This is a genomic window from Mesorhizobium sp. M2A.F.Ca.ET.037.01.1.1 (genome assembly GCF_003998075.1).
Classification (GTDB): domain Bacteria; phylum Pseudomonadota; class Alphaproteobacteria; order Rhizobiales; family Rhizobiaceae; genus Mesorhizobium.
On sequence record NZ_RZSA01000853.1, the window covers coordinates 1 to 2,895 of the forward strand.

At 62.3% G+C, this 2,895-nt stretch carries 3 protein-coding genes; 2 read left to right on the plus strand and 1 reads right to left on the minus strand.

Annotated features, from left to right (window positions below; genetic code table 11):
* On the minus strand, positions 1–1,074 hold a 1,074-nt coding region (locus tag EOA27_RS30185; RefSeq protein WP_210214180.1), incomplete at its 3' end, for a substrate-binding domain-containing protein.
* A 336-nt stretch (positions 1,075–1,410) separates the two neighbouring features.
* Here EOA27_RS30185 and EOA27_RS30190 point away from each other — a divergent pair.
* Entirely contained in the window at positions 1,411–2,175 is a 765-nt protein-coding gene (locus EOA27_RS30190; RefSeq protein WP_126081358.1) for a hypothetical protein, read from the plus strand.
* A gap of 3 nt (positions 2,176–2,178) precedes the next feature.
* On the plus strand, positions 2,179–2,895 hold a 717-nt coding region (locus EOA27_RS30195; RefSeq protein ID WP_145970621.1), incomplete at its 3' end, for an FAD-binding protein.

The window sequence follows — 2,895 nt, forward strand, 5'->3', positions numbered from 1 at the left end:
GCTGACATGGTCGAGAAGATGGCGGTCGCCCTTGACCGAAACCGTGTCGGCTCCGGGCGAGGTCACCACATTGAAACTGACCTCGACCTTCTCGGGAACCGGGATGCCCTTCATGACGTCGAGCACGGTCTCGATGCCGGTGATGCCCATCGAGGTCGGATAGTCGATGCCGACCATCTTGATGTTGTGCTGCGAGGCCAGTTGATACATCAAGGCGATGTCGCCGCCGGTCATCGGCGGAATTTCGCCGTCCTTGTAGCCGGCCGCGAGGAAAGCCTGGATAGCGCCGGAGCCCTGCAGCGCGCTGTCGGCCAGCACGCCGTTGATCTCCTTGCCGTGCTTCTGGATGAGCGCGGCCATCACTGATTTGCCGGTCGCGGGGTTCCAGTCGCAATATTGCTTCTCCAGCACCTTGATGCCGGGGAACTTCCCGAACACCTCCTCATTCGCCTTGATACGGATTTCAGCGACGCTCGAGCCGGCGATGCCGGGCAGCATGACGATGTTGCCCTTTCCGCCGAGCGTCTCGCACAGCCACAGGGCTTCGAGGCGACCGAGCGCCCAGTCCGAGGCGGTGATGTAGGTGATGTAGTTGCTTGCCGTCTTCACCTTGCGGTCGACCATGATGACGGGAATGCCCTGCTCCATGGCGCGGCCGACGACGGAGTCCAACGCGTCTTCCGTCGCGGCTGCGATCAGCAAGACGTCGACGCCCTGGCTGATCAGGTCCTGGATGTCGGCGATCTGCTTGGAGGGATCGTCATTGGCGTCGGTCGCCAGAAGATGCGCAATCTCGTCGCGATGCTGGCCGGCCGCCCAGAACACGCCGTGCTGGAAGGCCACGCGCCAGGCATTGGATATCGAGGCGTTGGAGAAGCCGATCGTATAGGGCCCCTCCTTCTTCCACTTCGAAGTGTCGACCATCGAGTTGGCGTTCGGATTCCAAATCCAGGTCCGCGGCACCCCGTAATAGCCGGGCTTGGCTTCCTCCGCCGCGGCAGGGGCAGTGGCGCCAAGTCCCAGGGCCGAAACCGCGCCGGCGGCCGCCATAGCGGCAGGCGCTTTGCGAATCAAGCTCGCTCGCGATATTTTTTGATCGAAGATACTCTTTACAGTCATACTTTCCTCCTCCTGGGCACCTTTTCGGATGCTGATTGTTCCTACCCCAAGTAAAAACTGAATAATTTATGGTATATTTCGCAACTTATATCGAAAAATACAAAGCGCCCGGCCACAGCCGATTGCCCAGGCCTCCCAACGCTTCGAATTAGCGGACGCATCGCCGCGAAGGTCAATCACCTGAGTTGTAATAGCTGCTATTACGATTTTCTCGATTGGGCACAGCAACGGTTGCGATCTAATAGGCCGCAGGTACCGGAAGGGTTGAGGTCACCCGGGGAGGATCGACGCTTGAAAATTCTCGTTGTGCTGCGAATGATTCCGGATTCCGCGGGCGAGCTCGAACTGACGGGCGACGGACGCGGCATCGACCGCGAATGGCTGGATTTCCAGCTCAATGATTTCGACGACCATGCGCTCGAAGAGGCTATCCTCCTGAAGGAAGCGTCCGGCGCGACGGTCGTCGCCGTCGCCATCGGCGAAGGCAGTAATCGTGTGCTGCAGATGGCGGTTGCGCGCGGCGCAGACGAGGCGGTTGCGGTCGAAGCTGAAGGCGATGGCATGATTGACTCGCGCGCGATTGCCGGTTCGATCGTCGCGCTCGCCCGCTCGAAGGCCGCCGACCTTGTCCTGTGCGGCGTGCAGTCGACCGAGGATCTCTTCGGCCAGCTTGTGCCCTATATAGGCGCCCTGCTCGGCTGGCCGCATGTCTCCGGGTCGAGCAGGCTCGGCATCGAGGGCTCGGCCCTTCGGGTGACGCAGGAACGCGGCGGCGGCATCGCCGCGACCTACGAGATTACGCTGCCAGCGGTGATCGGCGTGCAGACCGCTTCCAAAGCGCCGCGCTATGTTTCGGGAAGCAAATTGCGAGAGGCGTCGAAGACGGCCATCGGCAAGGCGCCGTCCGAACCTGCCAGGTTCGAACGATCGGCCGAGATCGTCGCGCTGAGAATGCCTGGACAGCGCGGCACCGGTGAAAACCTGGGAGACAATCCCGAAAATGTCGCCGAAAGGCTGGCCAGCATCCTGGCGGCCAAAGGTTTTGCGGGGGTTTGAGCGATGCGAATTGTCGCCTGCACGGAAGGCTCATTCGGCAAGCTCGAGCCCTTTTCGCTGGAAATGATCACTGCGGCGCTTGCGGCCGGCACGGCGAGTGACGAGGTCGTCGCTTTCTTCGCCGGGCAGGATCCGGACCCCGCCATCGCCAATCTCGGCGCCGCCGACAGGCTCGTCGCGGCGACAGCGAGCGGCTCTCAGCTTATCGCCGCCGAATCCTACGCGCGGCTGTTGGCAAATACTGTCGCCGCCGAAGAGCCCGGCCTGGTGCTGGTGCCTTATTCCGCCAATGGACTCGACGTCGCCGGCGATCTCGCTGCGCGCACGGGTTGGCCGCTGGTCTCCTATATCAACGAAATTAACCGCGACGGAGACCGGCTAACCATTATCGCGCAGGTCTATGGCGGCAAGATCCTCGCCGAATGCAGCGTGCCCCTGCCGGCCATTTTGATGGTCAATCCCGGCGCCTTTGCCGAGGCCGAACGGCGTGTGGTCGATGCATCCAGGGTGCAGCATTCTGACGCCACGTCAATCGTCGCCGAGGGCAAAGTCCGTCTCGTGCGCGTCGATGTTCCCAGCTATGACAGCGTCGACCTCACGACGGCCGAGCGGATCGTCTGCGTCGGTCGCGGCATCGGTGACGAGGCCAGCATCGACATCGCGCGGGGGCTGGCGGACATCCTTGGCGCGGAGATCGCCGGCAGCCGTCCCGTGGTGGAT